The organism is Kitasatospora sp. NPDC059747, from assembly GCF_042732955.1.
In the GTDB taxonomy this organism is placed as follows: Bacteria; Actinomycetota; Actinomycetes; order Streptomycetales; family Streptomycetaceae; genus Kitasatospora.
Genome location: NZ_JBHWGV010000192.1, coordinates 1 through 6943 on the forward strand (window position 1 = coordinate 1; position 6943 = coordinate 6943).

6 protein-coding genes are annotated in these 6943 nt (G+C 73.7%); 2 read left to right on the forward strand and 4 right to left on the reverse strand.

What is annotated here, in order from left to right; all coding sequences use genetic code 11:
• Positions 1–141: 141 nt before the first annotated feature.
• Positions 142–1083: an ABC transporter substrate-binding protein gene (locus ACFV4G_RS41375; RefSeq protein ID WP_380448418.1), complete on the reverse strand. Its 942-nt coding sequence runs from the start codon at positions 1081–1083 to the stop codon at positions 142–144.
• A 447-nt stretch (positions 1084–1530) separates the two neighbouring features.
• Between ACFV4G_RS41375 and ACFV4G_RS41380 the strand changes: the two genes are divergently transcribed.
• The gene (locus tag ACFV4G_RS41380; protein WP_380448420.1) at positions 1531–2553 is read left to right on the forward strand and encodes a PT domain-containing protein; all 1023 of its coding nucleotides are present in this window, start codon (positions 1531–1533) and stop codon (positions 2551–2553) included.
• An 83-nt stretch (positions 2554–2636) separates the two neighbouring features.
• On the opposite strand, the gene ACFV4G_RS41385 is transcribed toward ACFV4G_RS41380, so the two are convergent.
• The 3 genes from ACFV4G_RS41385 to ACFV4G_RS41395 all read right to left on the reverse strand — a co-directional run bounded on the left by ACFV4G_RS41385 (position 2637) and on the right by ACFV4G_RS41395 (position 6076).
• Positions 2637–3746 (reverse strand): calcium:proton antiporter, encoded by a 1110-nt coding sequence (locus tag ACFV4G_RS41385; protein ID WP_380448422.1) that lies wholly within the window; start codon positions 3744–3746, stop codon positions 2637–2639.
• A 90-nt stretch (positions 3747–3836) separates the two neighbouring features.
• Positions 3837–5318 (reverse strand): serine/threonine-protein kinase, encoded by a 1482-nt coding sequence (locus tag ACFV4G_RS41390; protein WP_380448424.1) that lies wholly within the window; start codon positions 5316–5318, stop codon positions 3837–3839.
• The gene (locus ACFV4G_RS41395) at positions 5315–6076 is read right to left on the reverse strand and encodes a serine/threonine protein kinase (RefSeq protein ID WP_380448425.1); all 762 of its coding nucleotides are present in this window, start codon (positions 6074–6076) and stop codon (positions 5315–5317) included. The genes ACFV4G_RS41390 and ACFV4G_RS41395 overlap by 4 nt, the downstream gene beginning before the upstream one ends.
• A 298-nt stretch (positions 6077–6374) precedes the next feature.
• On the opposite strand from ACFV4G_RS41395, the gene ACFV4G_RS41400 reads away from it, so the two are divergent.
• Positions 6375–6797 (forward strand): hypothetical protein, encoded by a 423-nt coding sequence (locus ACFV4G_RS41400; RefSeq protein ID WP_380448427.1) that lies wholly within the window; start codon positions 6375–6377, stop codon positions 6795–6797.
• Positions 6798–6943: the final 146 nt, after the last annotated feature.

Genomic DNA, 6943 nt, shown 5'->3' on the forward strand with positions numbered 1-6943 from the left:
GTGCGGCGTCTGGGTGCGTGCATCGCAAGGCGGAGGAGGGAGTCCATGCGGAGCATCGGCGACCGACGACAACGCGGCGAGGTGCGTGCCCAGACGCCGCACGGCAGGCGGGGGTTTGAAGACAGGCCCGGGGCCGTCGGATCACAGACCGCCGTTGACGACCGTGCTGGCGACGGCGCCCGTGGTGACGTTCCACTTGGCGAGGATCTTGTCGTACCCGCCGCCGAGGATCACCTGGTCGAGCGCCTTGGAGACGACGTCGCGCAGCCCGGTGTCGTCCTTGGCGACGGTGATGCCGTACGGGCCGGACTGCAGGAAGTGGGTGTTGGCCAGCTGGAACTTGCCGGTCCTGGCGGGGGTGGTGGTGTTGTACTGGGCCACCGGGTAGTCGTTCAGGTCGGCGACGGCGGCGCCGCTCGCGACCTCGGCGAGCGCTTGGTCGTCGCTGTCGAAGCGGTCGACCTTGAGCTGCCTGCCGGTGCGCGGGCAGGCGCCCTGCTGGCGGGTGGCGAAGTCGTCCTGGAGGGTGCCGCGCTGGACGGCGACGGTGTGGCCGCACAGGTCGTCGACGGTGGTGAGGGACAGCTGGCTGCCGGCCTTGACGACCATCGAGGTGCCGGTGGTGAAGTAGTCGACGAAGTCGACGCCCGGGTCGGCCTGGTGGCCGTCGTCGGCGGCGCCGAGCTGGCGCTGCTTGGTGTCGATCACGGCGGACATCGCCAGGTCGATCTTCTTGGTCTGGACGGCCGGGATCAGCTGCTCGAACGGCAGGTCGGTGAACTCCACGCGCAGGCCGAGGTAGTCGCCGACGGCGGTGGCGATCTCCGGGTCGAGGCCGGCCGGCTTGCCGTCGGTGTCCCGGAAGTCGACGGGCGGGTAGTGGAGGTAGGAGCCGATCCGCAGGACGCCGGCGGCCTTGACCGCCTTCGGGAGGCTCGCGCGCAGGTCGGCCTGGGCGCCGGGATCGGCGGTGCCGCTGCCGCAGCCGGTCAGCAGGAGGCCGCCGGTGCCGAGGACGGCGGCGGCGCGCAGCGGGAGGGCGTGGACGGAGGGGCCCTGGGCAGGGCCGGGGGTGCGGTGCATCGCGATGCGTCTTCTTCGCAGGAGGGGTGCGGGCAGGGAGACGCCGCGCCGGAGTGCCTGCCGGGGTACGCAGTGCGGACCTCGTCGCCGTGTGCCCGGTTCGTCGGGCCGCCCTGGGGTGCGGGGGCGGCCGCTCGGCGGAGGTCCGCCGTCGGGGGCGGTCGGGAGCCATCCTCGCACTTCACGCCGGGGACGCGTGCGGCGGGCCGCATCGCGGGACGGACACGGCTTCACCACAACCCGGTGATCCGATCGTTGCGACGGACTAGTCGGAACTTCGTGTCGATATCGGACAAGTGACGCAAACGCTCCTTGCGTCCGGATTCCGGGTGAGGGAGCTTTTGCGCACCTACCGTCGTACATTTTCGGCCAGCTGGCCGAAACACGCCGTGGGCTCCCTCCCCACCGTGCAGGCTCGTCCCGGCCTGCCACACCCGATGGAACGCCATGCACATCCGCTCCACCGCCGCACGCTCGCTCGTGGCCGTCCCGACCGCCGCCGCGCTCCTGCTGCTCTCCCCCGCCGCCCACGCCGCCCCCGGTGGCAAGAACGCCCCCGGCAACAACGGCACCGTCAAGATCCACGACGCCTCCACCGGCCAGGAGGACACCCGCAACGAGCCCAAGGTCTGCACCTTCTACCTGGACTCGTTCGGCTTCGACGCCAACCAGGACATCGTCTGGATGATCGCCTCGGTGCACGGCGACGACGAGCAGATGGTCGCGTACGGCGACCTGCCGGTCGACGCCAACGGTGACGTCCGCACCGACGACATCAACCTGCCGGACGGCCAGTACAAGCTCTACTGGGCCGCCGTGACCCTCGTCAACGGCGAAATCCCGGAGGACGACCCGGCGCTGGACAACCCGAAGCACAAGGTCTTCAAGGTCGACTGCGGCGGCAAGGCCCCGTCGAAGGGCCCGACCGCGGTGCCGAGCACCCCGGCCACCGGCAAGCCCTCGGACAAGCCGAGCGACAAGCCGAGCGACAAGCCCTCCGAGAAGCCCAGCGGGAAGCCCTCCGAGAAGCCGTCGGAGAAGCCCAGCGACAAGCCCTCCGAGAAGCCCTCGGACAAGCCGAGCGACAAGCCGACCACCCCGGCCACCAAGCCGGCCGAGCCGGCGTCGCCCACCGCCGCGCCGACCACCCCCGCCGCCGGCGGCCCGGCCACCGGTGCCCCGTCGACCGCCCCCTCCACCGCCCCGAGCGGCTCGCCGTCGGCCCCGGCGCCGACCGCCACCGTGCCGGTGCAGACCCCGTCGACCCCCACCGCGGTCAACCCGGCCAAGCCGCTGGTCGTCCCGGCCAAGGTCAGCATCCCGACGCCGATCAAGGGCGCCCCGGCCGCCAACGGCCCGAAGCTGGCCCAGACCGGTAGCGACGGCACCCTGCTGTACGCGGGCGCCGGCACCGCGCTGGTCGTGGGCGGCGCCGCCCTCGTCTACGCCCGCCGCCGCCGCACCGCCTGAGCGGTCGCGCGGAGACGGTGAGTCCCTGGTGCCTCCCGCCCACACCGGGCGGCGCCGGGGACTTCCCTACGAACGGCGGCCCGTCACGGGTTCACCGCGAGGACGACGTAGGCGGCCAGGATCGCCATGTGCACCGCGCCCTGGAGGGGAGTCGCGCGGCGCGGGATGACGGTCAGGGTGCCGACCACGACGGTCAGGGTGAGCAGCACCATGTGGGCCGGGTCGAGGCCGAGGTGGAGCGGGCCGCTGAGCCAGGTCGACGCGATGGCGACGGCCGGGATGGTCAGGCCGATGCTGGCCAGCGCGGAGCCGAGGGCGAGGTTGAGGCTCGTCTGCACGCGGTTGCGCAGCGCGGCCCGCAGCGCGGCGATCGTCTCCGGCAGGAGGACGAGCAGCGCGATGACGACGCCGACCACCGAGTGCGGCAGCCCGGCGGAGGACACCGCCGACTCGATGGTCGGCGAGACGCCCTTGGCGAGGCCGACCACCGCCACCAGCCCGACGGCGAGCAGCAGCAGGCTGACGGCGGCGCCGCTGACGGTCGGCGGGGCGGCGTGGTCCTCCTCGTCCTCCTTGGCGAGGACCCGGCCCTCGGCGGTCACCGGCAGGAAGTAGTCCCGGTGGCGGACGGTGAGCGTGGCCACGAACAGCCCGTAGACGACGATCGACGCGGTGGCCGCGAACGTGAGCTGGGTGGTGGAGAACTGCGGGCCCGGGGAGCTCGTGGTGAAGGTCGGCAGCACGAGGCTCAGGGTGGCCAGGGTGGCGACGCAGCCGAGGGCCGCGCCGGTGCCCTCGGCGTTGAAGACGGCGGTGCGGTACTTGAGCGCGGCGACCAGGATCGACAGCCCCAGGATGCCGTTGCAGGTGATCATCACGGCGGCGAAGACGGTGTCCCGGGCCAGGGTGGCGGACTTGTCGCCGCCGTCGGCCATCAGCGTGACGATGAGCGCGACCTCGATGACCGTGACGGCCACCGCGAGGACGAGTGATCCGAGCGGCTCCCCGACCCAGTGCGCGATGACCTCGGCGTGGTGGACGGCGGACAGCACCGCACCGGCGAGGAAGCAGGCGACGACCCCCACCACCCAGCCGGGCAGGTCGCGGTGCCAGGTCAGGGCCAGGACGACGAAGGCCAGCACCGGAACGACGACGGTCCATTGCGCGGCGCCCGCGCGCAGCTTCGTGATCATTCCGCGAGGATCCCAGACGGAGCGTCACCGGGCCGGGTGCCCGCGCCGGTCCGGCGGGGAATGTGACCCGGCTCATCCCGAATTGCCCGGCTACCCGCCGTAGTCGTGGAGGTATTCCAGCACCCGGTCGACGTGCGCCCGGACCCGGTCCGGAACGCCGCCCGCGGCGGCCACGGTCTTGTCGCTGGTCCGGTAGGCCGCGGCGACGAGGGCGGGCAGGTCCCGGGTGAAGCCGTGGTGCTTTATCTGCTGGTCCAGCCAGCACACGTAGTTGCCCATGGCGGCGATCGCATCGCCGGGGTCCATGTAGTCCTTGGGACCGGGGTGCGCGGCGGCCTTGCTCCACGCGTTGAACACCGAGGGCGTCCACATCGCGATGCCGTACTCGCCGGTCTCGGGGCGGGCGGCGTTCGGGTCGAAGCCGCTCTCGGCCTTGAGCATCGCGGCCAGCAGGACCGGGGTGACCTCGGGTTCGGGGCAGCGCCGGGCGGCGTCCTCGACCATGCCGCGGTAGGCGGCCGGGACGTCGGACCCGACCGGGATCGCGCCGGGCAGCGGCGGGGGCGCGGCGGGCGGCGTGGCGCCGCTCGGCTCGGGGCGGCCGGTCAGGGCGAGGACGACGAGGACGCAGGCCGTCAGCCCGGCGAGCGTCGCCCGGCGCAGCCGGCGGGCGCCGGTGCGGGCGGTGGCGGCGGCGACGAGCGCGGCGAGGTCGGCGCGGGCCCGGTCCTCGCGGTCGGCGGCCAGGCACGCGGTGACGGCGGTGCGCCAGCGCCCGGGCAGGGCCTCGTCCAGCCGCAGCGGCGCGGCGCCGCGCGCGTACGCCTGGGCGGCGAGCGAGCGGGCGCGGGCGGTGGCGCCGAGGAACGGGTGCAGGCCGCCGGTGAGCACCTGGTGGGCGAGGACGCCGAAGGCCCAGACGTCGGTGCTGGGGCGCAGGGCGACGCCGCGTGCGCCGGTGCGCTCGGACCACCACTCGGGCGGGACGTGGTCGGGCGAGCCGAGCGGCGGGGCGTAGGCGTGGGTGCCCTCCAGTTCGGCGGTGAGGCCGAAGTCGGCGAGCTTGGCGGTGCCGTCGGGCATGAGGAGGATGTTGGCCGGTTTCAGGTCCCCGTGGACCCACCCGGCGCGGTGCATGTGGGTGAGGCCGGCGCAGACCTGGGTGAGGATGCGGTCGGCGCCGGGGACGGGCCGGCCGGGGCTCGCGGCGGCGAGGACGTCCTGGAGGCTGCGGGCGGCGCGTTCCATGACGAGGGCGAGGGCGCCGTCGAGCGCGGGGTGGGCGGGGTCGTCGACGGTGGCCACGGCGAGGGTGCGGATCAGGTACGGGTGGTCGGCGCGGCTGCTGAAGCGCAGTTCGCTGTGCGCGACCTGGGCCATGGCGCCGCGCTGGCCGGGGCTGAGCCGGGCGGGGCCGAGGAGCTTGACGGCGGCCTGGGCGCCGTCGGGGCCGTGGGCGGCGTAGACGCTGCCCCAGGCGCCGGCGCCGAGGAGTTCGCCGATCCGGTAGCCGGCCACCGGGTAGCCGTCCGGCACCTCGATCGGCCGGTGCTCGGGCCGGGCGGGGCTCACGGCCGGGCGGCCGGGTGCCGGGGCGGGAGCAGGGCCAGGTGTTCCTCCCGGACGAGGTCGAACTTGAGGGCGAGGGCGGCGAGTTCCTCGCGCTTGCCGCCGCCGCGGTCGTCGTCGAAGGGCTCGCGCAGCCGCAGCTTCGTGAACACCAGGTAGTCGATGTGGTAGTTCACCGCCGAGCGGGTGAGCCCGTGGCAGGAGGGCAGGGCGCGCAGCCGCGTGACGACGTCGGTGGCGCCGGGCACGGTGGCGGCGGAGGGCGAGCGCAGGCGGGGTTCGCACAGCGCGAGCAGGACGAGGAAGTACTTGGCGGTGGGGTCGAGGGCGAACGGGCTGACGGTGCGTTCGCCGTCGGTGCCGTCCGACTCGCCCTCCAGGTAGGCGTGTTGCGGGGCGAAGACCTTGAAGGAGGCGGGTTCGCCGAGCGCGGGCAGCAGGACGCGGGAGAACTCGAACGGCACGGGTGCGCCGAGGCGGCCCGGCGCGACCTTGACGTGCTCGCCGGCGCCTTCGAGGTTCTCCACGACGTAGGTGGCGGTGGCGGAGAAGTTGGACAGCCGCCAGTAGTCCTCGGCCGCGGTGATCTCGCCGGCCCGGCGGGAGACGCCCTGGTCGGGCAGCGGGATGGGGACGGCCCGGCCGGGCTCGCCGCGTCCGAACACCGCCGTCTCGCCGGGGCCCATCCGCAGCAGTCCGGGCCGCCCGCCGGGCGCCACCGCCGTTGCCCGGTCGGGCAGTTGCACGATGACCGTGTCCACGCGCCACCTCCGTGGGTCGGGTCGATGGTATCCGTCCGATCAGGCCCCGCGGCACGCCGCCACCCGGACGAGTGAACCGGCACACGACCAGCACGTTTCATCGGTGCTTCATCACATCCGAAGGACACGTCGCCGCATCGCGGGCATGTCCGCACGCCGAACGTTCGGCCACGATATTGCTGCACGTAGTTGAACGGTCACCATGAGTGTGACGTAACACACACGAAACATGACCACGATCCGTGCAAGACTCATCTCGCTCCGTGAGATTCCCTTTGTTTTCAAGGAGGTTGAGATCATGCGCGCTCGGATCGCAGCTGTGCTGGCGACGGTGGCAGGGATAGCGGCGTTGACCGCAGGGCCTGCCACGGCTGCCACGGCCGCCACGGCGACGTCCGAGAACAACCCGGTGGCGTGTGCCGCCGTGCTCAACAGCCCGTGCGTCTGGCAGGAGGCGGACACCGCCGGCATCACCGGTGTCGCCCAGGTCTCCGCCGACCCGGGCCAGCTGACGCTCGTCCAGGTCGAGGTCAGGACGCAGAAGGCGTGGGGCAGCCCGTGGGAGACGGTCGCGAGCGCGACGACCGTCCGCTTCGGCTCCGCCAAGGCGGTCACCCCGCGCGTCGTCACCGCCGACCTGAAGATGGTCTGCGCCACGGCCGGCCCCGCGCTGGACGTCGCCAGGCAGATCACCACCTGTACGCACCCGTTCGCCGGCTGAACCGCCGACCGGACGGTCCGTCGGGGCCGGGCGGCGGGTGCACCTTGCCGGGCGCCGGGCCGCCCCCGGTTTTCGCGGCCGTCGGCCGCCGGGGCCCCCCGTGGGCGGTGGCCGCCCGCGGCGGCGCGGGGGGGGCGCGGCCCCGC